Here is a 26,516-nt window from a genome sequence, read left to right as displayed (position 1 = left end):
ACTAACCACAACTAACCACGATATTAGGCTGCATGCTTGCGCGATTGAACCAAGCCATTAATAAAATGTGGTCGCGTTTTGATCAGATAATTCATTTCATCTGCACTCGGCTCACCAGCAGGTAAACGTAATACATCACGATTTAAATAATTACGTGCTTGCATAGAAATTTTGTATTCCGCCGTTGGGCCTTGTATAGCATAGTGACGTTCATTGCCTAGCATTTCGAGTATGCTAGTGTTAACTAAATTTTTAACCGCCAACTCATTTTGCGGCAAGGTTAAAATAGTCTGCCCTTGTAAAAAAAATTCACGTAGCAAGGCTCTTTCTGCAGGATCAAGTAGTTTTACTTTTACTTCAATAGTCTCTACTGTACGTTTTTGACGTAAATATACGATGGACTCATCGACAACAAAGGCAAAAATTTGGCTTAAAAAATAGGCCACACCAATAATTAAGCCTAAGCCAATAAACTGACCATATTCGCTAACGAGTTTGTCTAACGATAAACTCGCCAATAAATATTTAGGCGCAAACAGTAAGCTGGTGCAGGTTACGATAATCCAAGACATTACACTTACGAACAAACGTTTACTGTTCAACATCTTAATTGTTCCTGTTTTCATTTTCATCAGTGATCACCCGCAGTGTCATATTTTTGAACTTATAGAGTTAAAGCAAAATATATGCCATAAATTAGTAGGTAGCCTGGTATTTATGTATGTTTTCCACACTAGATTTGGCCTATCCGACTACGCTTTGAGTAAAAGTATCCCATTGAAATTAACACCATCGAAATTCACTGTAAAATCAGTATTTTGGCAGGTAAATCATCTCCATGATTTTTCATATTGAAGAAAATAGACTGATCGTTATACGATAATGAAGACAAAGCTCTATGACGCGAAAATTAACGCTTTCTATCGTATATTGAGTTGTTTTATGACTATGGTGACAACGGCTTATTAGCTCGGGAGTGATGAGTAAAGTGACCTAGGCGGAATGGACCGGGAGTTTTGGATATAGAAGTAGTACATATAGACCTGCTAGTAGTCGGTATATATGTCATTGATGAACGTTTTTATCAACACCCAACGCCATAGATTAAGCCAATAAGCACACATAACCTACATGTCTATCCGTGATGATAGTAATCAAGAATGGCACTTTGATGAATATAAGAAAACGGCCATCATCGAGAGGCCATTGCCCTCAATTTATACCAATAATGAAAATATTCCTGTTGCAACGCTCATCGAACAAGCCGATCTCAATGTCATTTACGATCATTTGGAGAATAAAGCACGCAAACACTCTTTTTACTCTTCGTTATTCTACTCTTCGTCATTCAATATCTGCCATTACTGACGCCCTAATTTGGCCTAAACGATAGTGATATTTCTACCACTATATGTCGAAGTAACCATAAATGTTGATCAGGGGTTACCGTTATACCCGTTTGCTCACCCAAGCGATCAGTAACCTTATATCAATGTGTATTCTCGTGCTGTTAAACATGCTGCGCACGCGAAAACTCACATTAATGTGGTGACTGAACCCGATAGTATTCATCTGAAAATTTAAACGTAATAGCGCCGTCATTGCCAATGATATCGCCAAAGATATTTTTGAACACATCTTCACTGCCGCTTGGCGGACTAATGTTGGTGGTTAGCGACCTACTGATATTGGTAGAAACTGAAATAGAAGCCTTAAAGGTTTAATAAGCATATTAAGCGGACTTAGCGGCTAATTTAGTCAGCACACGACTAACAGCAACAAAGGCAAACGTTCCCGTTACCATGGTTATGGCGCCAAAACCAGAAGCGCAGTCCATTCGCATACTGCCTTCGGCATTTGCCTTAGTATTGCAAACCGTACCATCAGCTTGGGGATAGACTAAATGTTGGCTCGAAAATACCGCATCAACAGCAAAACGACGTTGGAGGTTTTTAGTAAAATTATAATCTCGGCGTAACAAATTACGCACTTTGGCCAATAAAGGGTCTTGTACTGTCTTAGCGAGATCGGTCACTTGTATGAGCGTCGGATCCGTTTGTCCACCCGCCCCACCGATGGTCACTAAAGGTATTTTATTGCGCTTACACCAAGCAATTAAACCTGCTTTGGGTTTGACGGCATCAATACAGTCAACCACATAATCAATATTGCCCTCTTGTGAGGCGGGCTTAAAATACTCAGCGAGATTTTCTAAACTAATAAAGTCTTCTACTTCATTAACCACACACTCTGGGTTAATTTCACGAATGCGCTTTGCCATAACCTCAACCTTTGACTGGCCAATAGTCGAGGTTAATGCGTGTATTTGACGGTTGGTATTAGTGACACAAATATCATCTAAATCAATGAGGGTGATCTGTCCTATACCACTTCTTGCTAACGCTTCTGCGACCCAGGTTCCGACACCACCGATACCCACAACGACTACATGAGCTTTCGAAAAAGTCGTCAGTGCTGCTTGGCCATATAAACGGCCGACACCCGCAAAACGATGAGTATAAGATTCTGACAACATGAGTTACGCCCTAATTAACAACTATTTTTCGCGGCCAATTTTATACGATTTATCCTCAAAGCTAAATGCTTGTCACGATTAGCTCAATATTAATCTTGTTATTGTCAGTTTGGGCTCCATGAAGAACACCAAATAGTCACATTTTTGAATAATCGATATTGATGATAAAAAATGATTAACTAAAATCTCCAAGTAAAAATCATTTATCAAAAAAAGTTTTAAACCCGTTCAATTAATGATCCGATTAAAATCAATATGTAAAATTTATGATTAAATATTCATAATATGTAAATTAATACGCCAAAAAATTACACTCTCGCAACCTTTGCGGTTGAGCGACAGCCTGTTTATAACCCAATAGAAAATCTCTTAAAGATCTAGATTAAAACAATTCAGTGACTTACATATACCAATGCCCGTGGTGGTCACAGATTTACATACCTATTTTCATCTGGTGCCAGTTTTTTGATCCAGGCCACACTTTGAAAGGAGTAAATCTGAAAAAATGTGCCCCAGATTGTTACAGAGTATAATCTGCAACAAACTTCACTAACTAAAACCATGAAAAATGGATATAGAACATAACGTTCTAGGGAGCATGAATGATGAAAAAGACTTTAATCTCTGCATCGGTAGCATCTGTACTTACATTAGTTTCTTTCGCTACACTTGCTGAAGGCCCAAGTTTCTATGGTCGTTTAGATTTGGCTGTGAGCAACTCTGATCAAGGCGCGACAACTCAAAACACTAAAGAAGGCACTGTATTAGAAAGCAACTTTTCTAACTTAGGTGTTAAAGGTAGTGAGCGCATCAATAACGATATTGAATTGTTATACAAAATGGAATTCCAAGTTGAAAACACTACTCAAACTAAAGACAAGAGTGGTGATAATGTTGTATTTAAAGCGCGTAATACCTATTTAGGTCTTAAAACTAATGCTGGTACAGTGTTAGTCGGCCGTAACGACACCGTATTCAAACAGATTGAAGGTGGTTTCGATGCATTTGGTAACACAAATGCCGATATTGATCGCATGATTGACGATCAAGATCGTGTCGCCGATGCTATTTGGTATTATTCTCCAATGATCGGTGGTTTAGTCACATTAAATGCAACCTATTTAATGGAAGACAACTACACCGATGACGCCGGTAAAGATTCTTATGATGACCAGTATGCATTGAGTGCTACTGTTGGTGATAAGAAATTCAAAGCACACCATTTCTACTTAGCTGCTGGGTATAACACGATTAACGGAACTGATTCTTACCGTGGTGTGGCCCAAGTTAAATTAGGCGACTTTAAAGTTGGTGGTTTATTTCAAAATACAGAAAGCCAAACAAATGACCAAGAAGGTGATTCATTCTTAGTTAATGTCTCTTACAACCTAAACGGCGTAAATCTAAAAGCTGAATACGGTCAAGACGATGCAGGTTATGGTAAATACTTCAAAAACAGCGTTTCTAATGCTGGATCGGTTACTGGCACTGACATTAATGTAACCCAAATAACTGTGGGTGCAGATTATCGTGTATCTAAGTCAACTTTGCTTTATGGTCACTATGCAATGTATGAAGGCGATCATAAAGTTGCCTTAGCAAAAATTGATTTAGAAGATGACAACATCTTTACTGTTGGCGTACGTTACGACTTCTAATCATTCTGGTACTAGCTTCGGCTTAACACCTAAATGAGTTAAAAAATGCCAGTCTGTGAAGACTGGCATTTTTGTGTATGCAATATTGGTGTTTGCAATACCGTTTTGGCAATCTCAACTGATTGTCGATGTTAAACGGGGATAATAAACTGCGCAGTAAAAGAGTCCGGTTAAGCGATCACTTGATTAAACACTTCAACATGATGTGACTCAACCAGTTCTGGCATTACATGGTGAAAATAATGTTGAATAGCCTCTTTGGCGCAATGTTGATCAAATGCTGCACGATCAACAAACTTTTCAACAAAGGCGACTTTATTGTCGTCATCAATACTGACATTCAGTTCATAACGAATACAGCCTACCTCACGTCGAGTATCAGGCACTAAACTCGCCAATGCCGCCACTAAGGCGTCACGTTTGCCCGCTTTAGCCACAAATTGGGCCACACAAACAATTTGCTGGGTGTTAATTGCGTAATCTGACATTATTTTTCCTTACATTAATAAATTAATAACATATCAAGATGCTCAATGCCGTCTTCAAGGTACACATCTGAATTCACAACAAAACCATGTTGTTGATAAAAATGACGTAAATAATCTTGCGCCCCAATCTGGATATTGTCATTGGGCCAATGTTGTTTTGCAATGGCAATAGCAGCTTGCATTAATTGATTAGCGGCGCCATGGCCTCGTGCCGATTTAGCGACAGCAACACGGCCGATACTGGCCTGAGGATAACTGATGCTAGGCGCTAACACGCGGCTATAAGCCACTATATTGCCGAGTTCATCTTGCCCCAGTAAGTGCCTTGTTTGCGGATGTTTATCTTTACCGTCTAACTCAGGATAAGGGCAATTTTGTTCCACCACAAACACATCGACTCGTAATTGTAATAAGCCGTAAAGCTGTTCAAGCGTCAATTCAGAAAAACCAAGGTCTAACCATTCTAATGTCATCACAAACCTTATTTATCTCTGCTCTACTCTCGTCATACTCGCACGCCATATTAGCATGATTAATGCACCTCGCTGGGCTCATCTGACTGGCTTTTTTCTGGTGGTTTACGGATAAATAGTACGGCTAATACGGCGATAAAAAGAAAACATGCCATAATAAAAAACACATCATTATAGGCTTGAATATACGCTTGTTGTGACATGTTTTTAGCAAGCAAAGCATAAGCCTGTGAATTAGCGCTCACCACATCAGACCCCGCCGTTTGCAGTATCGAACTGGTATGGGCTATATAGTTATAGGCTTGCGCGCTGACGGCAGGTAACGTCTCTTTAATATGCGCTAAATGAACCCTTGCGAGGTTATCGGTTAAGGTTGCTACCAACGCAATACCAAACGCCCCGCCTAAGTTACGCATCACATTGAGCACCGTCGATGCCGAGGCATTTTCATGTGCTTGAAGATGCATTGTCGCCAAAATACTAATAGGTACCAAAATAAACGGTTGGCCTATAGCTCGCACTATTTGCGAGGCAATCATCTGATCGCCAGCATAATCAATAGTCATATGGCTATTCATATAATAACTGGTCGCAAATAAAGCAAACCCAAACGCCGCTAAATAACGCGGATCAAATTTTTGCATTAATTTTGGCACTAATGGCAGCACCAACAGCTGTGGGAAGCCCATCCACATAATCACTTCACCTATTTCTAACGGGGTGTAATCATGAATTTGTGATAGATACAGGGGGATCATGTAAATCGCCCCAAATAGCGCCATACCCAGTAAAAAGTACGCCACAGTCGATAAGGCAAAGTCTCGCTGAGCAAGAAGACGAATATTAACTAATGGTTGCGCTTTACGCAGCTGGATCCAAATAAATAAACTGATATTAACCGCTGCAATAATAGCGAGATTACGAATAAGATCAGATCCAAACCAGTCTTTACGATTGCCTTCTTCTAAAACAACTTCTAGGCAGCCCATACCCAATGCCATGGTCACAATGCCAGCATAATCTGCGTTTTTTAACTTATCCCAAATAATCGGTTTTCGCTCTAAACCATAAGCTAACATCGCCATCACTAATAAACCTGGCGGGACATTGATATAGAATAAATAATGCCAGCTAAATTGTTCAGTTAACCAACCACCCAACGTCGGCCCGATGGAGGGCGCAAATGTGGCTGTCACCCCAAATAGCGCCATGCCTATAGCACGCTTATTATCGGGTAAATACTCAAGAATGAGTCGAAATGCTAACGGAATTAATGCCCCGCCAAAAAAGCCCTGTAAAGCGCGAAAAGCAATCATAGCTTCGAGGTTCCAAGAGAAGGAACATAATATAGAAGCGACAATAAACGCAGCGGTAGTCCACAGTAAATAGCGACGAGTCGATAACCCAGTGCTCAGCCAACCCGACAGCGGAATGGCGATCATCTCCGCCACTAAATAAGCGGTAGCAATCCAGCTACCTTCCTCTAAAGTGGCCCCTAAACTGCCTTGAATTTCTTTCATCGACGCATTGGTGATTTGAATATCCAAAATCGCCATAAATGCGCCAATTAATCCACCAGCAACGGCCACCCAAGATCGCAAACTACCACGCTGATAACCTATCGGTTTGTTATCCACTGTACTCACAGGACTGACTTCAGAAGTATTGACCTCAAAAGCTGATTGGCTCATATCAATGCCCTGCAGTCGCAGATATAGCTTGGCCAACCAGCGCCTTAGCAAGTGCATGTGATTGTGCTGCAGACTCTGTATCGACTTCAACCACCGCACTCAAACCAGGTAGAATACGCCCTATAGCGAATGACGGTTGATCATGCTCAAGACGAATGCGCACCGAAATACGCTGGACAATCTTAGTAAAATTACCGGTAGCATTTTCAGTGGGTAACAAGCTAAATTTAGAACCCGATGCGGGTGCCAAACTGTCGATGAATCCGCTGAACTCATCATCAGGATAGGCATCTAAACTTACCTTAACGGTTTGTCCTGCTTGCATGTGCTCAATTTGAGTTTCTTTAAAGTTAGCCGTTATCCATACTTGGGTATCTGGCACTAAGCTAAACAATGCTTGACCAGGCTGAACATACTGACCGACCATTGCACCGCGCTTACCTATAATCCCTGAAAATGGCGCAGTAACGCGCGTATCGACCAGTTGAATATTAGCTAACTCGACACTGGCCATAGCCTGTTCTACATCCGCTTGCACTTGCAATAACTGAGCATTCAACACCGATAACTCACGTTGTTTAGCGACTAACGCAGCTTGCGCTTCATCAACATGCGCCGATGCAGAGTCGAAACCCGCCTGCAGTTGGTCAACATCATTTTGTGAACTGTAATTACTGACTTTTAATTTCTGTGAACGTTGTAATTGTTGCTGGGCAATTAATTGCTCAGATTGTGAGGCCACTACAGCAGCCTTAGCTTGATTAATTAACGCTTGCTGCAAGTCAACTTTCGCCGCTAAGGTTTGTAGGTTAGCTTGCGAGCTGGCTAACACCGCCTTACCTTGGGCTAGCTTGGCCACAAATTGGCTGTCTTCAAGTTGAGCCAGTAGCTCACCTTTGCTGACATGTTGATTGTCAACCACCGCAGACTGGACAATATAACCTGGCACTTTGACACTAATATTAGAAATATCCGCCTCAACATAGGCATTATCCGTTGACTCGATAAATCGAACTTGTAACCACCAATAAACACCTGCGACAACTAACACAGCGATAATACTTGGCACTAACACTAACCGCTTATTGATAGACATGTTTGACTCCTAATTTATTCTGCTCTAGTTTACTACTGTTTCCTTTAGTTTATTAGATAGTAAAAATTCAACCCACTGTTTCACAGGTGTAACAATATGGACCTCAATCGCGTTCAAATTTTCTCCCAAGTAGTAGAACAAGGCAGTTTTACCGGTGCAGCCAAAGCCCTGGGAATAACCAAAGCCACTGTGAGTCGCAAGGTTGCTGAACTTGAAGTTGATGCCGGGGTGCAACTACTGTTTCGCACCACAAGATCATTAAAACTGACTGAAGCAGGTTCGAGTTATTACCATCGCATCAGTAAAATTCTGCAAGATTTACAAAATGCCGAAGATCTCCTCAGCGCCAGCCAGCAAGAGATTAAAGGCAACTTAAAAGTGATTTGCCCTATCGAGCTCGGTCAATTATATCTAGGTCGTATTCTTGCGCAGTTTCTGGCGACTTATCCTAGTATCACCATTGATGCAGAACTCACTAATCGGAAAGTGGATGTGATAGAAGAAGGCGTCGATTTTCTCTTTCAAATTACCGAACAGCACGACCCTAAGCTGCAAAGTTACGCACTCGTCACCGCCAGTAGACTCTTAATGGCAAGCCCAAATTATCTCAAGCGTCATGGCACACCACAACAACCGCAAGATTTAATGAACCACACCGCGATTAAATTACAGTCTGCCCACATTGATGGTAGTTGGCGGATTTTTGATGGTAACCAATGGGTCGAACTCGATCCTCCAGCACAGCTGAAGGTTAATAATGTCACCTTTGCCCGCGAAGCGGCAATTGAAGGCTTAGGGATCACTGCAGTGCCGGTTTTTATTGCGCAAGAAGCCATCGATAGTCAACAACTGATCCCGATATTAGAAGATTTCCCGATGATGCAAACCAAGGTCACACTCAGCTTCCCACAGCGTGTTTATCTGCCGCGTAAATACCGCGTTTTCGTTGAATTTTTATATGCGGCCTTATTTGAACGCTGGGGTGAGGGTGTACTTGAAATTCCCGATTTTGTCCTGCAAAACAATCATAATTAAAGATGGCATTTTTAGCACAAAATAATCTATAGGATATATAGCTATTTTTAACTGGCTAGGTGCTAATATCAACTTACTAGGTGATTAATTTCGATTATAGAGGTAAGTTCTTTCACACAATTATTTGCAATATCAATGTTAAGTTTGGTTCAGTAAATTGTTAAAAGGCTAAGTGAGTATCTGGTGACTGATTAATAGGCACATTCGATACTGGCACAGAAATTACTATTTATTAGTCACGCATGATGCGTACTAGGAGTCATACCAATGAGCAAAGAACGTAATAATTCAAAAGAAGCGAAGAAAAAACCGGCATTGTCATTAAAAGAAAAACGCGCGGTTAAGCACGCTAAAAATGAACCTGAAAATTTTGCCAGTAAAATCAAATAACCTGTAACTGGTTTTACGTGTAAATAGCGGTTGTTACAGGCTATTTTGCGAGTCGCTTTTTTATAATCCCTATTTGCTTATAAAAAGCTTCATGTACAAATATTATCAGCAACATAAAAATACCGAACCAATGGCTCGGTATTTTTGTTAGTAGCTTATGTTAGTAGCTTATTTCACCGACATTAACACTTGTACTTCACTGCCACTTTAAACTGCCAAACAGATTTGTTGATGTCATAAGTATGGAAACTATAGGTCTCGATACTATCTTGCCCAAATGGAATAGAATAAATCCCTCCCCCCTTCGTAGCATGGTCGCATCGTAGTCATTAGCCACTACCTGAGCGCTGTTAAATCGTCGAGATTCAATTCCCCCCACATTGTTAGGTTAAGGTTCGCTCACTAAAAAAGCCAGTGACGTTATCACTGGCTTTCTGATTTTGGTTAACTCATGTTGGCAAACCGATTGAGATTAACTGATTATGAACAACAGCTTTTCTCTTTATTGCCTTTAGGGATCTTATCCCACAACACTTTTGCCATTAACACCGCAAGTACAATCCCAGCCACAGCGACAACACCTTCTGGTAATAAAGCGTGTTCTTCACCAATTTGCGGCATAACTTCAAAGCCAAAGGTGGCAACAAGATAATTAACGAGTACTCCAAATACCAAAGAGACGCCAATCACCCCGCCTAAATAGCCAAATAATGCCCGTTTACCTAACTCCTTGGTTACCACACCTAAGGTCGCAATATTAGTTGCCGGCCCTGCCATCATAAACACCAATACGGCACCTGGAGACACCCCTGCTAATAGTAGACCAGCAGCAATAGGTGTTGAGGCGGTGGCGCAGATATACATTGGGATCGACACTAATACCATCACTAGCATGGCTAAAATACCATCGCCCCATTTAACTAAAAAGTCAGCAGGCACGTAAGTCTGTACTAGCGCCGCAAAAAATAATCCCACCAGTAACCACAAGGTAGTGTCTCTGACTAAATCGGTGGCCGCATAATGCAGCCCAGACAAGACTCGACTGAACACGCTATTTTGCTTCAACTGCGTTGCTATGTCTTGAGTCGATGCGCAGCAGCTGGCTTCATCGGCGCTTTCGCTAGGTGGTTGGCTTGCTGTTGATGCGCAACAACTGCTTGCTGGTGCAGTGTCAACTTGTGACACGGTTTTACTACTGCAACAGCTTGATTTAATAGTTTCAACACTCGGTTCAGCTTTTTGTTTAGTGCTGCAACACGTTCCAGCAGGTTTAGGTTCTGCGGCCTGGTCAGCGGCTTTACTACCGCAACAACTACTTTGCTTTGCTCCTGTCACATTGCCAGCAAGTGGACGAGCTGGCGCCATTGGAGTCAAGAGCGACTTTGGCATAACTGCTTCGGATTTAATCGCAGTCATTTTTACACTGGCATTTTGCATTGTGCTAGTGGTTGTTTTAGATGGTGATGTTGATTCAGATGTAGTTGGTGATTTAGATCCACAGCATGACGAAACAGGCTTGGCACTAGCAGGTGAATCATTGGATGCTGTTCCGTTAGATGAAGCTGACGCGGCAATACCATCATCGTCATCACGACCCACTAATAAACCGGCCACAATTGCACTGGTAATGGCTGCAATAGGTCGCACAATGGCCATAAAAGGCCCAAGTAGCACATAAGATACGGTTATCGAATCAACCCCGGTTTCTGGGGTTGACACTAAAAAAGAGGTGGTCGCGGCTTTTGAAGCGCCAGAACGACGCAAACCCACCGCTGCGGGAATGACGCCACACGAACACAAAGGTAAAGGCGCACCTAATAATGCTGCTTTTACAACGGTTTTAATCCCGTGTCCACCCAGTTGCTTTTGCATCCATGCCATTGGCACAAATACCTTTAACAACCCAGCAAGCACCAAACCAAGTAACAACCAAGGCGCTGATTCTAAAAATAAGTGGATAAAATTGGTCAATAACATTGTTAATCCTTACGACCTGATTGGGCAAAGTGATGATGTTCTTTTTCAGCAATAATGTCTTTATCAGAGGACTCTAACGCTTCGAGTATTGAGCAATGTTCGGCACTATCATGGCCACCACAGCAAGTATTTGATAAACTTTTTAGTGAGGTTGCAAAATGCTGTAACTCGGCTAATTTGGCTTCCACTTGCTCAAGCTTGGTATCCACTAAGCCTTTAACATCAGCACAAGCGCGGTTGGTTTTATCGACTTCGATAGACAATAATTCTGCAATGTCATTGAGCGAAAAACCGACGGCTTTGGCTCGTAAAATAAATTTAAGTTGCTCGGAATCGCTATGGTTATACAATCGATATCCAGCATCAGACCGGCTTGATGGCGACAGCAAACCGTGCTTTTCGTAAAACCGTAATGTGTCAGCCTTAATGTCATACAAGGCAGAAAGTTCGCCTATTCGATACATAATATGTTCAGCCATTGATTGCATAATTAACGTAAGTATAAACCTTAGAGTTTAATCCAAGGTCAAGGGTTTTTGAATGATTATTCTTACGTATCTTTGTTCTTATTTCAATATTGTGAAATTACACAGAAAAAACACCTAATAGAAGCTCTTTACGATAAAATACGCCCGCCTGATCACGATACAGATAACCTAGAAGGTGTAACCACAATAAGAATTCACGGTGAGGGACTTTGGTAAAGCAGACTTTTTGATGATTCTATTTTACGAAAGATCCTTTAAATCAAACTAGTGGACCCTGTACCTAAATGAATAATGTCAGACCAATTCGTCGCGCGCTATTAAGCGTATCAGATAAAACTGGGATCCTTGAGTTTGCACAAGCGCTGCATGCACAAGGTGTTGAACTCCTGTCTACGGGTGGTACTGCAAAATTACTTGCGGCCAATAACATTCCGGTCATTGAAGTTTCTGACTACACAGGTCACCCAGAAATTATGGATGGTCGTGTTAAAACACTGCACCCAAAAATTCACGGCGGCATTTTAGCCCGTCGCGGCATTGACGAAATCGTCATGGAACAAAACGCTATTAAGCCTATTGATTTAGTTGTGGTTAACTTATACCCATTCGCAGAAACCGTTGATAAGCCAGGTTGCACCTTAGCGGACGCGGTCGAAAACATCGACATTGGCGGCCCAACAATGGTTCGCTCAACCGCTAAAAACCACAAAGACACCACCATAGTGGTCAATGCCAAAGATTACCCCCGTGTGATCACTGAAATGCAAGCTAACAATGGCAGCACAACATTAGCAACGCGTTTTGACTTAGCCATTGCCGCCTTTGAACACACCGCCGCTTATGACGGTATGATAGCCAATTACTTCGGCACTATGGTTCCCGCACACAGCACCGATGAATGCCATGATGATTCAACGTTTCCACGCACGTTTAATTCTCAGTTTGTTAAGAAGCAAGACTTACGCTACGGTGAAAATAGTCACCAGAAAGCAGCTTTTTATGTAAACACCAATATAGATGAAGCCTCTGTTGCTAGCGCAATTCAGTTACAAGGCAAGGCACTGTCTTACAATAATATTGCTGACACAGATTCTGCCCTTGAATGCGTAAAAGAGTTTGAAGGCCCTGCGTGCGTTATCGTTAAACATGCTAACCCTTGTGGTGTAGCATTAGGTGCTAACCTGTTAGAAGCCTATAATCGTGCATTTAAAACCGACCCAACCTCAGCGTTTGGTGGCATCATCGCCTTTAACCAAGAATTAGACGCAGACACAGCGCAAGCCATTGTTGACCGTCAGTTTGTTGAAGTGATCATCGCCCCTAAAGTGAGCCAAGCCGCGCGCGACATCATTGCCGCTAAAGCTAATGTGCGATTACTTGAATGTGGCCAGTGGAATACTAAGACCACCAGCTTAGACTACAAGCGCGTTAACGGTGGATTGTTAGTGCAAGACCGCGACCAAGGCATGGTGAACTTAGCCGACGTTAAAGTGGTGTCTAAGCGTCAACCGACTGCAAGCGAACTAAAAGACTTAATGTTCTGCTGGAAAGTGGCCAAGTTTGTTAAATCTAACGCCATTGTTTACGCCAAAGACGGTATGACCATAGGTGTGGGCGCAGGCCAAATGAGCCGCGTTTACTCAGCCAAAATAGCGGGTATTAAAGCCGCAGATGAAGGCCTAGTGGTTGAAAATTCAGTAATGGCATCTGATGCCTTCTTCCCCTTCCGTGATGGTATCGATGCAGCCGCGGCTGCAGGTATTAGCTGTATCATCCAACCAGGTGGCTCAATTCGTGATGAAGAAATCATCGCTGCTGCCGACGAGCATGGTATGGCGATGGTATTGACTGGCATGCGTCACTTCCGTCATTAATAAACTCTGATATCAAATATGGGTATCGCTTTTCTATCGTGCTTTTAGCTAAATGATGTTTGCCAACGATATGACAAGCGATACTGTTTACATTTTGTGTTAAACGAATGAGAGCATAGCCATTTTTTCTGGTTCAATGAAAGCACATGCAGCTTATCAGTATAGGTGAGCATGCTTGAAGCAGAAATTGACACAATAACGCAGCGATAAAAGGATTAAAAATGAGAGTACTTGTTATTGGCGGCGGCGGACGTGAACATGCGTTGGCGTGGAAAGCAGCCCAATCAGCACAAGTTGACACTGTATTTGTTGCTCCAGGTAATGCCGGCACAGCCTTAGAACCCAAATTAGAAAACCTTGCCATTGATGTTGAGCAAATTGACGAATTGGTTGCATTTGCCAAAGGCAATGCCATTGCGATTACGATTGTCGGCCCTGAAGTGCCATTAGCGTTAGGCGTAGTCGATGCCTTTAATGCGGCTGGTTTAGCTATTTTTGGTCCAACAAAAGGCGCGGCGCAGCTTGAATCTTCAAAAGCGTTCACTAAAGATTTTTTAGCTCGTCATCATATTCCAACGGCAGCGTATTCAAACTTCACTGATATTGCGCCAGCAAAAGCTTACGTTACTGAACTCACGACTAAAACCGGTTTTCCTATCGTCATTAAAGCCGACGGTTTAGCGGCTGGTAAAGGGGTGATCATCGCAGCTGACCAAACCCAAGCCAATGAAGCCATTGACGATATGCTTGCGGGCAATAAGTTTGGTGATGCCGGTTCACGCGTAGTGATTGAAGAGTTTTTATCCGGCGAAGAAGCCAGTTTTATCGTCATGGTAGACGGCAAAAACATTCTTGCTATGGCCACCAGCCAAGACCATAAAGCCCGCGATAATGCTGACCAAGGCCCGAATACTGGCGGAATGGGCGCATACTCTCCCGCGCCTGTCGTCACCCAAGCCGTTCACGATTGGACTATCGCCAATGTTATCCGCCCAACGATAGACGGTATGGCAGCAGAAGGTAACGTTTACACCGGTTTCTTATACGCTGGGCTGATGATTTCGCCTGATGGTAGCGCTAAAGTACTTGAATATAACTGCCGCTTTGGTGACCCAGAAACCCAACCGATCATGATGCGTTTACAGTCTGATATTGTTGAGCTTTGCTTAGCCGCGACCCGTGGTGAATTAGACCAAGTCACCGCAGAGTTTGACCCTCGCGCTGCAGTTGGTGTCGTCATGGCAGCCGGTGGTTATCCTGACGCTTATAACAAAGGCGATGTGATTGACGGGTTAACCCTTGGCGATACTCACGCTAAAGTATTCCATGCTGGTACTCGCATCAAAGATGGCCATGTTGTCACTAACGGTGGCCGCGTTTTATGTGCCACCGCATTAGGAAACACAGTGACAGAAGCGCAACAAGCGGCTTATGCGTTAGTCGATACCATCCATTGGGATGATGTGTACTTTCGCACCGATATTGCCTATCGCGCAATCGCACGTGAAAACGCATAAACTGATAAGCGCTCATCTGCAATACCCCAAATCAGCCCTGTGAACAACGCAGGGTTTTTTATTGCATGTCCCATAAATGAGTCATCAATACAAAGTGGTGAATACTTTCAAATCAAGGCTTATTAATCTCAACAGGGATAAGAGAAGCGGCAATCGATTCCATTAACGCCAACGCGTAAACTGATTGAGTTTTGTCTGATACCAAATAACGTGCCGTTATAATTATAGATGCTTCATTAGTATTCAATAATCAATTATTTTGTGATACGCATCACAAAAATACCTTCATCCATGGCGCATCCTATAATCAATAGTCACTGCGATCAAATATGATGGTTGAGACTAACATGATGTAAAAATTGATTATTTTTGGAGGATAAAATGAAATACTCTACCAGCGACCTGATTTATGAAGGTGAAAAGTCAGGGGTTCATAATTGGAACACGGTATCAGGTACCTCTTTCTATTGGCATCCTGATTGGTTACATATCGCAGAAGATATGACCGGCCATAATGCTATGGCTCATATTACCCCAAGCAAAGATAAAGCTGATAAGTCAGATGCGGAAAACGCTATTGTAAAACACTTAAATAATACCACGCCAAAGTAAGCACTCTGCGGGAGCCTTGCTGTTATAAACCTTGGTATAGACCTAAAACATCAAGGATCTCGCGAGCATCAGTTTTAATCTGAATAATCCTATGTTCAATTCTCAGGAATTCTTTAGCCAAAAAGATAATCAAGCCCATCGCCTTCAAGCCTAGTTTTATTACCTTGTCTCTTGTCTCTTGTCTCTTGTCTATAATCATACACATCAAGATCAAGCATTTGACCTTGATATATCTTTTCTACCAATCCGTTGGCAACGGGCCTGTGCGGTCTATTTTTTTGCGATCTTGGCGGTCAACTATCATGCTTACTTTGTTTTTATTTATTTGCCTATAGGCTTAAAAAGCGGGTAACGCTATAGCAGGTGTCATAAACCCTCATCATCAATAACTTTTCAACGATATAACTTAAATGACAGTATGGAAAAACTAGCAGACTTAGTCTCAACTTGATGATGGTATTGTAACAAGGGGATGGTGATAGAAAGGAGCTTGAGTGACCCAATAGGCCAACAAATGTCAGTCGATAATGATTTTTTCTGTTGAGATAATCACAGAAATAACATCAAAAAATGCAGTAAAGATAAAAGTAGATGTTAGTATCACCAGACAACAAACTCAAATACTTATGCAAACCCTAACAACCAATTAGCATATTTAGCCACATAAAGTAATTAACCAAGCACACCGCTCAATAACGGCAACAATATCTCTCGCAAAAAAATATTACTCAAGCCTAACAATGTTCGACTTGTGGCGGGTTTTTATGTCAGGATATAACCTTGTTACAAATAAGTTGCTAACTTATTACAATAACACTTAGCCAGCTCACACGAATGAGATATTGGTCAAAAATAATAACAACAAAGGAAGTAATATGTCTCAAGCGGCGCCATCTAACCCGTCTCCTCCCGAGCACAAGCAACCCAGCTTGCTTGATGCTCTTATCCCCGTTTTTTCCCTTATTATTATGCTTGCAGCGGCGGTTTATCTATTTTCGTCAGACAGCTCATCTGGCGCGAACCAAATCGCATTAGTGTTAGCGGCGTGTATTGCGATGATTATCGGTTATAAAAATGGTTATAGCTGGAACCAAATGGAACGCGGTATCGTCAAAAGTATTGGGGTTGCCACTGGCGCATTATTAATTTTATTTAGTGTGGGTTCACTGATTGGTACGTGGATTTTAGCCGGTACAGTGCCGACGATGATTTATTACGGTATGCAAATTCTTAACCCAGACTATTTTTATGCCGCTTGCTGCTTATTATGTGCCGTTGTCGCACTTAGTATTGGTAGCTCTTGGACGGTGGCCGGTACATTGGGTATTGCCTTAGTGGGTATTTCCTCTGCCATGGGGTTAGACGTCAATATCACCGCGGGCGCTATCATCAGTGGCGCTTATTTTGGTGACAAAATGTCGCCAATGTCTGATACCACCAACCTTGCACCCGCAGTCGCGGGCACTGATATTTTTAGCCATATCCGCCACATGACCTGGACCACGGTACCGAGCATTATTATTGCCCTCATTGGATTTATCTTTTTAGGTCTTACCGCAGACGCTGCGCCCATTGAAAATCAACTCGTAGATACTTTGGCTTTATTGGATAAGACCTACAATCCAGGAATACATTTGCTGATCCCGTTGTTAGTGGTGTTGTATTTAGCCAATCGCAGAATGCCAGCATTCCCAACGGTAATACTAGGCACCTTGGCTGGCGCAGTTTGCGCTGCATTATTTCAGTTTAATAACGTCATTGATTTTGTCCATGACGACACCCTATTGCCGATGGTGGCGTTGGTAAAAGGCTTATGGATTGCCATGTTTGACGGTTATGTGGCCAATACCGGTGATGAAGTATTAGATAATTTATTAAGCCGCGGCGGCATGAGCAGCATGGTGACCACTGTGTGGCTAATTCTTTGTGCAATGGCCTTTGGCGGCGTGATGGAAGTCACTGGGTTATTAAACCGTATTTTAGAAAGTATTCTTACCGTGGTGACAGGGACCACCAGCTTGATCATTACCACCCTTGGGGTATGTATTGGCGCTAATATTATTACTGCCGATCAATATATTGCCATCGTGCTGCCCGGTAGAATGCTAAAAGTAGAATACACTCGCCGTAAGTTGGCGGCGGTTAATTTAAGCCGCACCTTAGAAGACTCAGCCACAGTGACTAGTCCACTGGTTCCGTGGAATACCTGTGGTGCCTTTATGGCCAGTACGCTTGGCGTCGCTACAATAGCTTACCTGCCGTACGCCTTCTTTAACTTAGTCTGTCCTCTTATCAGTGCCTCTTATGCCTATTTTAATTTTAAAATTGAGCCATTAGACGAAACTAGGATCAGCACTGGCGAAGTAGTCGGTTAACTAAAAAGTAGTCGGTTAACTAAGAAGTGGTCGGTTAACTAAGAAGTGGTCGGTTAACTAAGAAGTGGTCGGTTAACTAAGAAGTGGTCGGTTAACCAAAGCGGTCTTTTAACCAACCATAATGATAGTAACCCCATTGCCCAAGGCGCCTTGCTTGGGTAAAGGGAAATTGGGGTAGCGGTTGTTGATATAAAGGCAGGTTAGGTAAGGTTTCACCGGCAATACTTTGCGCTAAACGAAACGCCGCTTGGCTACTAAAAGACACTCCAGCACCGCAATATCCTAAGCTATAACCCACGCCCCCTTTGCTGTACACATGAGGCATATCATCCATTGCCGCAGCAATCCATCCGGTCCAGTTATAGGCAATCGCTTTACTCGTTAAGCTGGGGAAACACTTATTTAACGCCATCTTTAAGCGCTCAGCGTAAATAGGCTTATCTGCATCTTTACCCCATACCGCGCCGCGACCACCAAACAACAAGCGGTTGTCGGGTAATAATCGGTAATAGTATTTTAAAATGCGGGTATCCATGGTCACCTGATGAGTATGCAAACCGGCTGCCACGCTTTCTTGCTCACTCAATGGTTCAGTTACAATGACATTGCTTAATATCGGTAAAAACTTATCGTCTACACCTTGATTAAAACGTTTGGGGGTATAAGCGTTACCCGCCATAATCACCTTGTTGGCAGTCAGCTCGCCTTTATCGGTGATTAAACGGTGCTTGCCGCCCTCCTCAATCCAATCTACTACACACGATTGCTCAGAAATCGTCACGCCTTGGTTTTGTACCATCGACTTATAACCCAGTAGTAATTTAAGCGGATTTAAGCCAAAGCCATCTTTTAAGCGCAGAGCACCATAGGCTTGATGATGATCTAAATACTGCGCCCGAAAGTCTTGGCTTGAGATAAATTCAGCACCTGAGTCTTGGCTGTCGGCTAAATGTTGTTGAATATAGTTAGCGGCGTTTTGCAGTGACACCAGCGCCTTGGGATTATGCGCCACTTTTAAATATCCCGTTTCTTGAGGCTCACAGGCGATATTATGTTGTTTGATTAACCCATCAACTCGGGCGACCGCTTGGGTGAATTCATCAAAAATACCTTTGGTGGTGGCTAAGTCCCAGCGCTGAGTCATGGCCGCATAACCTAAACGACCCGAACCTTTTAACACAAAACCGGCATTGCGAGCGCTAGCACCAAACCCCACCTGATTAGCCTCTAACACCTGACAATCAATATTAAACTCGGTGGCTAAATAGTATGCGGTTAACAAGCCGGTGTAGCCACCGCCGACAATAGCCACATCGGTTTGTTGGCGGCCAGACAATGCAGCTGTTGGTGCGGGTAATGCTTGGGTGCTCGCCCAATAGCTAGGAGCAAACGTTTGATTGTTGGGATGGGTGTTAATCAGCGGATCGTACATATTCATCTTCTTGTTATTATTGATTATTAGGGTCTGTTGATCTTTCAAGGTTGGTTTTGCAGCGAATTGTTGTTCATTTGTACAAGGCAGAGACTTTGTGGTGTAGTTATTCTACACAAAAAGTCGATAACGCAGTAAAAATGACCAACAAACGCTGCCCGTAGGGTTCGGCTAAAAACATTTTACTCTTTGTTGAGTCACTCTTCGTTAAGTAAAAGTAGCTTAGATTGCTAGGCAGCAATCCACTCGCCTCGATTAAAACGTTTTTATCTCGAACAAAATTCAACCAGCAAAGATCAACAGACCCTAGAATGTCGTTAAAAAACCAGTAGCATTTCACAGGCAACACAGTGGCAATCTTCACCACACAATACACAGATATAATCTTCGCCCATATAACGTTGATGCCAGCGCTGTGGGTGTTGCGCAATTAACTGCCCGCCCGCCTTAGTAAAATAGCGTACCGCGGCATTGTTAGGGCTTTGCTGCCATAAATGGCTCACGCCAGCCTTAGCACCCTGAGCAATAACTGCCGCTTTAGACGCCGCTAATAATTTACCACCAAGCCCTTGGCCTCGGCCAGATTCAGCAATAGTGTTTGATTTGAAATAACACACATCGTCAAAATCAACACCCCACTTATCCACCGAACACCATTGGTCTTGCGGCCATTGTCCTGCAGCATAGGTTAACCGAAAGCCGATAAGTTGCTCATTTTCAAGCGCGACAAAATTGGCATTAATGCCATTTTTAATGCCTTTGTGATAAATAGCTGTCAGTTCAGCGATATCCATATAACCACTGCCGTGAACTATTTCCCCCAAGGCTATCACTGCATCAAAGTCGGCGGCAGTCAGTTGTCTAATCATTGTTAACCTATTTTCTTCAGCTGTTAACGCCACGCTTAACATTAGTGGATATGAGCTATTGTTGGTTTTAGCACACCATATCACACGTCATTATCGGTAAGTTAACGATGTTAACCTTTTGTGATAATTTGGCGATAAGTAGGTGAGATCCTTTGTTCATACTGGTTGCAATTAAACAAAGGAGCTCGGTTATGAAACGTACACTAGTGACTGCAAGTCTTATGGCTGCTGGATTATTCAGCCTACCCACGTTCGCTGCTGACATTGAAGTTAGCGTGACAAACTTAACTCACGGAAATCACTTCACCCCACTGTTAATTGCAGCTCACGACGCTGACAGCCATTTGTTTCAAGTCGGTACCCAAGCCTCTGCAGCATTACAAAAAATGGCTGAAGGCGGTGATATTGGCGACTTAGATGCTGCTGTAACCGGTAATGCAGGTGTGACATCAGCTAACCCGGCAATGGGTTTGCTTGCTGCTGGCGCCAATGTCAGTGACGTAATGCTTGATACTGGCGACAACACCCATTTATCTATCGTAGCCATGGTGTTGCCCACTAACGATGCCTTTATGGGCTTAGATGCTTGGGAAATCCCTACCGAAGCGGGTACGTACACTATGTATGTCAATGCTTATGATGCGGGCACAGAAGCCAATGATGAAATCATTAATGGCGGCGGCATGTCAGGCGTACCGGGTATTCCTGCGGCACCTAGTGGTGACGGTGGAGCCAATGGCACTGGCGTGATGGACAATTCTGACAACATCAATGTGCATACTCACCCTGGCATTTTAGGTGACATGGACCCTGCTGGCGGTATGAGTGACCTAGACAGTCGCGTTCATCGCTGGTTGAACCCTGTAGCCAAAGTTGTGGTGACAGTAAAATAAGGAGGTAGCCCATGAAACGCACTGACTTTACACTTAAGCCCAGCTTAATCGCCATGCTGGCTGCTGCAACACTGCTTACTGCCTGTGGTGATGACGATGATGATACTGTTGTTGTCACCCCGCCAGCTCCAGTGATGCAAACCTTCACTGTGACCGTGACTAACCTGACGGCTAACCAACCAATGTCGCCGGTTATTCTGGCCTCTCATGCTAGTGATGCCATGTTATGGAACGCCGGTGAAATGGCTAGCGAAGCACTCGAGAAAATGGCTGAAGCTGGTGATACTGCCGACATAGCTGCACTAAGCGTGATCGAAAGCAGCGTTAACGGCACCGGTTTATTAATGCCTGGCATGTCAGAAACGCTGACGCTGACTTTAGATGAAGCCGACGTAGCGAGCATTAGTTTGGCCACCATGTTGGTTAACACTAACGATGCCTTTACCGGTATTAATAATTACACCATTGCCGGTATGGAAGTGGATGCAACAACCGCGATGAAGTTTATGGCTTATGATGCTGGCACTGAAGCCAACAGCGAAGCCAAAGGCACTATGCCAGGTCCTGCTGATGGCGGCGAAGGTTTTAACGCCAGCCGTGATGATGTCGACTTTGTCCATATTCATCCTGGTGTTATTTCAATGTACGATGGCTTAGCCGATTCAGTACTGGGGGCATCGCATCGTTTTGATAACCCGGTATTAGCCGTCACCATTATGCGTACTGAATAATCTTAATCGGTCGTATCGACTGAATGAATTTCAACCACATTGAAATTTATTCTCCTCAAAGCGGGTCTAAGTATTAATGCAATTACTGGATTTGCTTTGAGGAAGTCACCATGAATGGAACCGCGAAACATAATGGCCATGTTTGTCCGCAACATATTTTGTTAGTAGAAGACGAACAAGACTTGGCTAAGTTAATCATACTTAACCTCAAAACACTCAACTACAGCGTCGATCACGCCACCACCTTGAAGCAAGCCATGCACATTATCGAACATAAAAAACTCGACCTCATTTTAATGGATCGCATGCTCCCCGATGGTGATGGCATTATATTGTGTGAGCAACTACGCCAAGCCGGTAAGGAAGTCCCGTTGATGCTATTAACCGCCAAAGATTCAGAAGCAGATGTGGTACTGGGCCTTGAAGCAGGAGCAGATGATTACCTGGTCAAACCCTTTAGCGTATTAGAGCTGCGGGCACGGGTAAAAGCACTATTAAGACGCGGTAAAGCCCAACATGAACAAACCCAACAAATTGAATTTAACAGTGTAACCATTAACGCCAGTACCCGTGAAGTCACCGCGTTTAATAAAGCATTAACCCTCACCGCCCGCGAGTTTGATTTACTGCTTTTTTTAGCCAAACACCCGCAACAAGTCTTTAGCCGCATGCAATTGTTAGAAGCGGTATGGGGTTATCACTACGACGGCTATGAGCACACAGTAAACAGCCATATTAATCGCTTACGCAATAAGCTTTCTGTGTGCTCACCTGAACATGATCTCGTCAAAACAGTGTGGGGCGTAGGCTACAAATTTTCACCACCAGAGGTGCAAGCCCACTAATGAATCGTTTATTTAATCGATTGTTTTTAGCATCAACGATAATAGTGTTATTACTGTTTGTAGCGTTATGGCAATGGTTGCAACTTAACCATGAATTTAACCGTAACCAAATTCAGCAATCACTGCATCTACAACTTGCTGAACACATGGCACACATCAACCCTTTACTATCACAAGGGATAACGTCAGACGCCGCGCTTAAAGAAGCCTTTCATGATTTTATGCTGTTAGGTCCAAGCTTTGAAATTTACACCTTAGACCCAGATGGCAAAGTGATAGCCTATGACGCCAAAGAAGAAAAAATTAAAATTCACCGGGTCGATACTGCAATCATTCAACAGTTTTTAAATGGCGACAACCTGCCAGTACTTGGCACAGATCCGCGCAGCGAAGATACCCACAAGATTTTTTCCGCCAGTAAACTCATCACCGAAGATGGACTGCACAGTGGTTATTTGTATGTCATCATTGGCGGTGAAGATTATGACAGTTGGCAAACACTCATAAATGCCGAAAACCAACCTAAAATCTGGGGCGCCACTATTGGATTTTGGATCATTTTTGCTTTAGTGCTATTTGTAATTTTACTGCGCTATTTTACCCGCCCAATCCAAAAACTCGCTCAAGACTTAACAGAACTTAAAAACACCCCGATGTCAGACAAACTGATACTCCCCCAGCGCTATCGTGGCAGCTTAGAAATAAGCCTGCTGAGCCATCATATCAATCATTTATTGCAAGAAATCCAATTGCAACAACAGCAAGTTAAACGCCAACAACAGGCCAAACACGACTTTTTACTGCATTTGTCACATGACTTAAAAACCCCGCTTACTGCACTATTAGGCTATATCGATACTTGGTTAATATTGCCCGAAAACGAACGTGACCAAGCACTGATCCAATACGCGGCAAACTCAGGCCAAACCTTACAGCAGCTACTGGCTCAACTGTTAGAATTAGCCGCCCTCGAAAATGGCCAAATCGATGCGCAACTGCAACAAGTCAACTTAAGTGAACTGCTTTGCGATATTGAACAAACCTTTACCCCACGAGCGAAAAAACTCGGGGTTCAGTTAGATTTTGACATCAACCATGCCAGCCAAATCTATACCGACCCTGCACTGATGCGCCGCATACTCAACAACTTGGTCGATAACGCCCTGCGTTACACTCCCGCAGGCGGCAAGATACAAATCATCAATGCGCTCCACAACGGCCAACAATGGTTAACCGTGCGCGACACAGGCGCTGGCATGCACCAGCATGAAGTTGACGCCCTGAAACAATTATCGATGACCACATTGTCGTTTGAAGCGAATCAAAGTCTGCCACAACTCGGCGTCGGACTCGCCATCGTCAGGCAGTTATTGGGATTATTGAAATGCCGAATTGAAATAGACAGCCAACCAGGGGTAGGGAGTGAGTTTAAGATAGAGCTGGTAAGTAAAAGTTAATCTCATTTTTGAAGCGCAAATGATCAGCGATTTGATTCATGGCTTCAATAGTACTAACTCAGTTTGGTTTATTATTAAACTTCATGATAAACAAAAAATTATATCTAAACAGAAGAATTAGAACTAAGTTCTTACAAAAATTTGAGCTACTGTGAGTTAACAATATGGCCTGCGGCCACTAACATCGTGACGCTTCGCCCACACCAGATTAACATCGCAAGGTTCCACCCTGCACGGGTTAAATACTGCGTCATTCCGGCAATGCTTTTGAGCCGGAATCCAGGTGTTTATTTTGCTTTGTACTTTTTGTACTTTATGGCCTGCGGCCACTAACGTCGTGGCGCTTCACCCACACCAGACCAAGAGGAAACCAACGGCTGTTCCCTCTTGGAACTCCCAGCCGCCCCGCAACATTTTCAAACAGCGAAAAGGTCGCCATGGGGATTGATCCAGCTTTTAACTTTATTGGGTAACTGCCTCAGCCTTATTCGAAAATGCTAACGCTTCAGATGGGGCGTCCCTTCCCCTCTAAAGCTAGCTCGCCATCCATGGCTAGCTCACGTCATTTTCTTCAACGGCCTCAAGTTCAGAGTTGAGTTTGGACTGTTGCAAGCAAGATATGTATCTCATTTATGCCCCAAAGCTTGTTAGCCTTTGAAAGTGCCGAATTTCCTGTTTCATTGTTTGACTTACTTTTACTCATGTTAGTACGGTGTTGTATGGACTGTTTTAACAGCCTTGAGATTTGAACCAACAAACTTCTTATAAGGCTTAAGCGACTCCTCACTGTTGCCAATGATATGAAAATTCGCACGTTTGGCTATCTTAATATTCATTTCTTCTACAACATCAACTGACACTTGAACCTTGTCGCGTGGAAAACGATTTGATTTGTTTATCATGTAAGCAACATTTGGTGATATCGGATAGTAGAAATCGCATTCATGATCTTTTGGTGGTTTAATCTCGTTGGTTAATGCTTGATGAACATTAACAATGGGTTGGTCAGAAGTAATGAACGGTGTATCTGTGTCATTGAGCAGCAGACAATGAGTGTCGTCTTTTCTGTCTAAGTAAAGTGATCGACCTAAATTCATACCGAACATGTAACTAATGAACCACCAACACTCTAGCGTTAATGTATTAATATGATTTGCTGCTGTGTTGCTTATCATATCTTTGAAGTTTTTAGTTCTCGCAATTTGTTGACCATAGAATTGCATGAACTTAATCATATTATCGTCTTTATCAAGTACCGATAAATTTCGATTTGCAAGCGCCTCTAGAGTTTCTTGAACTTCATTTTCGTGAGCGGTGTGATAGTTTTCAACACCGTTGCACTTCCAAGCTTCAAACATCTTATCAGCGATTTCATCTTTTTTACCGCCTTGTTTATACAGTGTTTCCAAGCACTGCATTGCTAGGTAATCGCTTAGATAAGACATGTGCAGTTCGTGTAGGTTTTTATGGCTTTTTGACGACCATCTTTTGATTATTTCCACATGTTCAGGCGTAAGTGGTTTTACTTGATAAAAATCACGTTCAACAGCAATGTTTTTGACACTATCGAAGCGAATGTCGTTATTCTTCTTAGTTGTGTAGTAAACCTGTTTGTTATCAGGCGACCATCGCTTCATATACTTAGCCCATACATGATGATGGTTTTTCTTTGCTTCTAAACATTTTTTGTCAGTTTCAGCCATACGCCCTCCGTTGCACTAGTGTAATAAAAATCATTATAGATCCAGAAAAGCCCCGACTTAGTAGAAATGAGGTTTTGATAAATGCGGAGCATTATAACGTTTTGGTTGATTTCGAGGTATTTGAAATCACAAGTATTTATCTGACATGAATTGTTGGAATAAATCCACTTATTTAACTACCACTCACCCACCCAAAGACACTCCAGTGAACTTAGTGGGGTCGTGGGGTCAGGGTAAACTTTAATAAAAAGGTAACTTTTAACCCACTTTTGTCCAAAAGCTTGTTAGGGTGCATAACACGTTTATGCCCGTGCGACCTGAGGTCGTATGAAGCGCTGTTCACCGCGATAAGAGTGAACCATCTGTATCACCAGAT

Annotated in this window: 23 protein-coding genes; 12 read left to right on the top strand and 11 right to left on the bottom strand. The window is 43.0% G+C overall.

All coding sequences use genetic code 11. The annotated features are described in order from the left end of the window. Positions 1-23 precede the first annotated feature (23 nt). A complete protein-coding gene (locus AAEZ00_RS03375) occupies positions 24-605 on the bottom strand; it encodes a superinfection exclusion B family protein (RefSeq protein WP_372491511.1) in 582 nt (193 codons plus the stop codon). 526 nt (positions 606-1,131) lie between these two features. Between AAEZ00_RS03375 and AAEZ00_RS03370 the strand changes: the two genes are divergently transcribed. Further along, positions 1,132-1,368 carry a hypothetical protein gene (locus tag AAEZ00_RS03370; protein ID WP_351075636.1) on the top strand — a complete coding sequence of 79 codons (237 nt, stop codon included), beginning with the start codon at positions 1,132-1,134 and terminating at the stop codon, positions 1,366-1,368. A gap of 364 nt (positions 1,369-1,732) precedes the next feature. On the opposite strand, the gene tcdA is transcribed toward AAEZ00_RS03370, so the two are convergent. After that, positions 1,733-2,536, bottom strand: a complete 804-nt coding sequence (gene tcdA, locus AAEZ00_RS03365; protein WP_198554758.1) for a tRNA cyclic N6-threonylcarbamoyladenosine(37) synthase TcdA — start codon at positions 2,534-2,536, stop codon at positions 1,733-1,735. 605 nt (positions 2,537-3,141) lie between these two features. Between tcdA and AAEZ00_RS03360 the strand changes: the two genes are divergently transcribed. Further along, positions 3,142-4,194, top strand: coding sequence for a porin (locus AAEZ00_RS03360; RefSeq protein WP_101034755.1), 1,053 nt, complete (start codon positions 3,142-3,144; stop codon positions 4,192-4,194). Between the two features lie 170 nt (positions 4,195-4,364). On the opposite strand, the gene AAEZ00_RS03355 is transcribed toward AAEZ00_RS03360, so the two are convergent. Genes AAEZ00_RS03355 through AAEZ00_RS03340 form a run of 4 tightly spaced genes read right to left on the bottom strand, consistent with a single transcriptional unit; the run spans position 4,365 to position 7,942 of the window. Further along, positions 4,365-4,682 (bottom strand): putative quinol monooxygenase, encoded by a 318-nt coding sequence (locus AAEZ00_RS03355; RefSeq protein WP_101032933.1) that lies wholly within the window; start codon positions 4,680-4,682, stop codon positions 4,365-4,367. A 14-nt stretch (positions 4,683-4,696) separates the two neighbouring features. Beyond that, a complete protein-coding gene (locus AAEZ00_RS03350) occupies positions 4,697-5,155 on the bottom strand; it encodes a GNAT family N-acetyltransferase (RefSeq protein WP_124014249.1) in 459 nt (152 codons plus the stop codon). Between the two features lie 59 nt (positions 5,156-5,214). Next, positions 5,215-6,846, bottom strand: a complete 1,632-nt coding sequence (locus AAEZ00_RS03345) for a DHA2 family efflux MFS transporter permease subunit (protein WP_351075641.1) — start codon at positions 6,844-6,846, stop codon at positions 5,215-5,217. A 1-nt stretch (position 6,847) separates the two neighbouring features. Next, positions 6,848-7,942, bottom strand: a complete 1,095-nt coding sequence (locus AAEZ00_RS03340; RefSeq protein WP_351075644.1) for an HlyD family secretion protein — start codon at positions 7,940-7,942, stop codon at positions 6,848-6,850. Between the two features lie 96 nt (positions 7,943-8,038). Here AAEZ00_RS03340 and AAEZ00_RS03335 point away from each other — a divergent pair, with 96 nt between their 5' ends. Both AAEZ00_RS03335 and AAEZ00_RS03330 read left to right on the top strand, forming a co-directional pair. Then, positions 8,039-8,977 carry a LysR family transcriptional regulator gene (locus tag AAEZ00_RS03335; RefSeq protein WP_124014246.1) on the top strand — a complete coding sequence of 313 codons (939 nt, stop codon included), beginning with the start codon at positions 8,039-8,041 and terminating at the stop codon, positions 8,975-8,977. Positions 8,978-9,244: 267 nt separating this feature from the next. Next, positions 9,245-9,367 (top strand): hypothetical protein, encoded by a 123-nt coding sequence (locus AAEZ00_RS03330; RefSeq protein WP_267898631.1) that lies wholly within the window; start codon positions 9,245-9,247, stop codon positions 9,365-9,367. A gap of 480 nt (positions 9,368-9,847) precedes the next feature. On the opposite strand, the gene AAEZ00_RS03325 is transcribed toward AAEZ00_RS03330, so the two are convergent. Next, positions 9,848-11,344 (bottom strand): SO_0444 family Cu/Zn efflux transporter, encoded by a 1,497-nt coding sequence (locus AAEZ00_RS03325; RefSeq protein ID WP_124014245.1) that lies wholly within the window; start codon positions 11,342-11,344, stop codon positions 9,848-9,850. A gap of 2 nt (positions 11,345-11,346) precedes the next feature. Beyond that, positions 11,347-11,808 (bottom strand): Zn(2+)-responsive transcriptional regulator, encoded by a 462-nt coding sequence (gene zntR, locus AAEZ00_RS03320; protein ID WP_101034756.1) that lies wholly within the window; start codon positions 11,806-11,808, stop codon positions 11,347-11,349. Positions 11,809-12,116: 308 nt separating this feature from the next. Between zntR and purH the strand changes: the two genes are divergently transcribed. The 4 genes from purH (at position 12,117) to nhaC (ending at position 18,210) form a co-directional block, all read left to right on the top strand. Continuing rightward, complete coding sequence (purH, locus tag AAEZ00_RS03315; RefSeq protein WP_124014244.1) at positions 12,117-13,706, top strand: bifunctional phosphoribosylaminoimidazolecarboxamide formyltransferase/IMP cyclohydrolase; 1,590 nt, start codon at positions 12,117-12,119, stop codon at positions 13,704-13,706. Between the two features lie 221 nt (positions 13,707-13,927). Continuing rightward, the gene (gene purD, locus AAEZ00_RS03310) at positions 13,928-15,223 is read left to right on the top strand and encodes a phosphoribosylamine--glycine ligase (protein ID WP_351088339.1); all 1,296 of its coding nucleotides are present in this window, start codon (positions 13,928-13,930) and stop codon (positions 15,221-15,223) included. Positions 15,224-15,604: 381 nt separating this feature from the next. Then, a complete protein-coding gene (locus tag AAEZ00_RS03305) occupies positions 15,605-15,835 on the top strand; it encodes a hypothetical protein (protein ID WP_124014243.1) in 231 nt (76 codons plus the stop codon). An 875-nt stretch (positions 15,836-16,710) separates the two neighbouring features. Next, positions 16,711-18,210, top strand: a complete 1,500-nt coding sequence (gene nhaC / locus AAEZ00_RS03300; RefSeq protein WP_351088338.1) for a Na+/H+ antiporter NhaC — start codon at positions 16,711-16,713, stop codon at positions 18,208-18,210. Between the two features lie 91 nt (positions 18,211-18,301). On the opposite strand, the gene AAEZ00_RS03295 is transcribed toward nhaC, so the two are convergent. Together AAEZ00_RS03295 and AAEZ00_RS03290 are read right to left on the bottom strand one after the other, a co-directional pair. Then, a complete protein-coding gene (locus AAEZ00_RS03295; protein ID WP_124014242.1) occupies positions 18,302-19,642 on the bottom strand; it encodes an NAD(P)/FAD-dependent oxidoreductase in 1,341 nt (446 codons plus the stop codon). Positions 19,643-19,959: 317 nt separating this feature from the next. Beyond that, the gene (locus AAEZ00_RS03290) at positions 19,960-20,511 is read right to left on the bottom strand and encodes a GNAT family N-acetyltransferase (protein WP_124014241.1); all 552 of its coding nucleotides are present in this window, start codon (positions 20,509-20,511) and stop codon (positions 19,960-19,962) included. A 191-nt stretch (positions 20,512-20,702) separates the two neighbouring features. Here AAEZ00_RS03290 and AAEZ00_RS03285 point away from each other — a divergent pair, with 191 nt between their 5' ends. The 4 genes from AAEZ00_RS03285 (at position 20,703) to AAEZ00_RS03270 (ending at position 24,437) form a co-directional block, all read left to right on the top strand. Continuing rightward, entirely contained in the window at positions 20,703-21,404 is a 702-nt protein-coding gene (locus tag AAEZ00_RS03285; protein ID WP_124014240.1) for a spondin domain-containing protein, read from the top strand. Between the two features lie 11 nt (positions 21,405-21,415). After that, positions 21,416-22,135: a spondin domain-containing protein gene (locus AAEZ00_RS03280; protein ID WP_351075654.1), complete on the top strand. Its 720-nt coding sequence runs from the start codon at positions 21,416-21,418 to the stop codon at positions 22,133-22,135. Between the two features lie 110 nt (positions 22,136-22,245). After that, positions 22,246-22,980 (top strand): response regulator transcription factor, encoded by a 735-nt coding sequence (locus tag AAEZ00_RS03275; protein ID WP_124014238.1) that lies wholly within the window; start codon positions 22,246-22,248, stop codon positions 22,978-22,980. Then, a complete protein-coding gene (locus tag AAEZ00_RS03270) occupies positions 22,980-24,437 on the top strand; it encodes a sensor histidine kinase (RefSeq protein WP_124014237.1) in 1,458 nt (485 codons plus the stop codon). Before AAEZ00_RS03275 ends, AAEZ00_RS03270 begins: the two co-directional genes overlap by 1 nt. 704 nt (positions 24,438-25,141) lie before the next feature. On the opposite strand, the gene AAEZ00_RS03265 is transcribed toward AAEZ00_RS03270, so the two are convergent. After that, positions 25,142-26,140 (bottom strand): DUF4238 domain-containing protein, encoded by a 999-nt coding sequence (locus AAEZ00_RS03265; protein WP_351088337.1) that lies wholly within the window; start codon positions 26,138-26,140, stop codon positions 25,142-25,144. Positions 26,141-26,516: the final 376 nt, after the last annotated feature.

This window comes from Shewanella sp. S1-49-MNA-CIBAN-0167 (assembly GCF_040310145.1).
GTDB lineage: Bacteria > Pseudomonadota > Gammaproteobacteria > Enterobacterales > Shewanellaceae > Shewanella > Shewanella psychromarinicola.
Note: the sequence above shows the minus strand (reverse complement) of the source record. Positions and strands in the feature narration are given on the sequence as shown.

What these genes read in the sequence shown, in the direction of transcription:
- AAEZ00_RS03375 (WP_372491511.1), bottom strand. Translation starts at nt 605, where the DNA reads ATGTTGAACAGTAAACGTTTGTTCGTAAGTGTAATGTCTTGGATTATC.
- AAEZ00_RS03370 (WP_351075636.1), top strand. Translation starts at nt 1,132, where the DNA reads ATGTCTATCCGTGATGATAGTAATCAAGAATGGCACTTTGATGAATAT.
- tcdA (WP_198554758.1), bottom strand. Translation starts at nt 2,536, where the DNA reads ATGTTGTCAGAATCTTATACTCATCGTTTTGCGGGTGTCGGCCGTTTA.
- AAEZ00_RS03360 (WP_101034755.1), top strand. Translation starts at nt 3,142, where the DNA reads ATGAAAAAGACTTTAATCTCTGCATCGGTAGCATCTGTACTTACATTA.
- AAEZ00_RS03355 (WP_101032933.1), bottom strand. Translation starts at nt 4,682, where the DNA reads ATGTCAGATTACGCAATTAACACCCAGCAAATTGTTTGTGTGGCCCAA.
- AAEZ00_RS03350 (WP_124014249.1), bottom strand. Translation starts at nt 5,155, where the DNA reads ATGACATTAGAATGGTTAGACCTTGGTTTTTCTGAATTGACGCTTGAA.
- AAEZ00_RS03345 (WP_351075641.1), bottom strand. Translation starts at nt 6,846, where the DNA reads ATGAGCCAATCAGCTTTTGAGGTCAATACTTCTGAAGTCAGTCCTGTG.
- AAEZ00_RS03340 (WP_351075644.1), bottom strand. Translation starts at nt 7,942, where the DNA reads ATGTCTATCAATAAGCGGTTAGTGTTAGTGCCAAGTATTATCGCTGTG.
- AAEZ00_RS03335 (WP_124014246.1), top strand. Translation starts at nt 8,039, where the DNA reads ATGGACCTCAATCGCGTTCAAATTTTCTCCCAAGTAGTAGAACAAGGC.
- AAEZ00_RS03330 (WP_267898631.1), top strand. Translation starts at nt 9,245, where the DNA reads ATGAGCAAAGAACGTAATAATTCAAAAGAAGCGAAGAAAAAACCGGCA.
- AAEZ00_RS03325 (WP_124014245.1), bottom strand. Translation starts at nt 11,344, where the DNA reads ATGTTATTGACCAATTTTATCCACTTATTTTTAGAATCAGCGCCTTGG.
- zntR (WP_101034756.1), bottom strand. Translation starts at nt 11,808, where the DNA reads ATGTATCGAATAGGCGAACTTTCTGCCTTGTATGACATTAAGGCTGAC.
- purH (WP_124014244.1), top strand. Translation starts at nt 12,117, where the DNA reads ATGAATAATGTCAGACCAATTCGTCGCGCGCTATTAAGCGTATCAGAT.
- purD (WP_351088339.1), top strand. Translation starts at nt 13,928, where the DNA reads ATGAGAGTACTTGTTATTGGCGGCGGCGGACGTGAACATGCGTTGGCG.
- AAEZ00_RS03305 (WP_124014243.1), top strand. Translation starts at nt 15,605, where the DNA reads ATGAAATACTCTACCAGCGACCTGATTTATGAAGGTGAAAAGTCAGGG.
- nhaC (WP_351088338.1), top strand. Translation starts at nt 16,711, where the DNA reads ATGTCTCAAGCGGCGCCATCTAACCCGTCTCCTCCCGAGCACAAGCAA.
- AAEZ00_RS03295 (WP_124014242.1), bottom strand. Translation starts at nt 19,642, where the DNA reads ATGTACGATCCGCTGATTAACACCCATCCCAACAATCAAACGTTTGCT.
- AAEZ00_RS03290 (WP_124014241.1), bottom strand. Translation starts at nt 20,511, where the DNA reads ATGATTAGACAACTGACTGCCGCCGACTTTGATGCAGTGATAGCCTTG.
- AAEZ00_RS03285 (WP_124014240.1), top strand. Translation starts at nt 20,703, where the DNA reads ATGAAACGTACACTAGTGACTGCAAGTCTTATGGCTGCTGGATTATTC.
- AAEZ00_RS03280 (WP_351075654.1), top strand. Translation starts at nt 21,416, where the DNA reads ATGAAACGCACTGACTTTACACTTAAGCCCAGCTTAATCGCCATGCTG.
- AAEZ00_RS03275 (WP_124014238.1), top strand. Translation starts at nt 22,246, where the DNA reads ATGAATGGAACCGCGAAACATAATGGCCATGTTTGTCCGCAACATATT.
- AAEZ00_RS03270 (WP_124014237.1), top strand. Translation starts at nt 22,980, where the DNA reads ATGAATCGTTTATTTAATCGATTGTTTTTAGCATCAACGATAATAGTG.
- AAEZ00_RS03265 (WP_351088337.1), bottom strand. Translation starts at nt 26,140, where the DNA reads ATGGCTGAAACTGACAAAAAATGTTTAGAAGCAAAGAAAAACCATCAT.